Below are 260 nucleotides of genomic sequence, written 5' to 3'. Positions count from 1 at the left end.
CGACATGTGGTGGGCGACCACATCGTGCAGTTCCCTTGCGATACGGGCCCGCTCCTCGAGCAGCGTCCGCTGTGCCCGCTCGGCCTCGCTGAGCGTCTGGACCTCGGCCAGGCGCCGCTGCGCCTCGCCGCGCTCGCGGACCGCGCCGCCGATGACCAGCAGCACCGAGCTGAGGACGAAGAGCAGGACGTTGGTGCCGTCGTTGTCCCGGGAGTAGATGAGCGCCAGCGCAATGGAGACGGCGCCGGTCACCAGCCACA

General features: G+C 70.4%; 1 protein-coding gene. It reads right to left on the bottom strand.

Features of this window, described 5'->3' with window-relative positions:
- A partial coding sequence (locus J0695_RS35780; RefSeq protein WP_242553623.1) for a histidine kinase occupies positions 1 to 260 on the bottom strand: 260 nt, incomplete at both ends.

Origin of the sequence: Streptomyces beijiangensis (assembly GCF_017315755.1) — a bacterium.
Taxonomy (GTDB): domain Bacteria; phylum Actinomycetota; class Actinomycetes; order Streptomycetales; family Streptomycetaceae; genus Streptomyces; species Streptomyces beijiangensis.
This window is presented reverse-complemented; position numbering and strand designations above follow the sequence as displayed.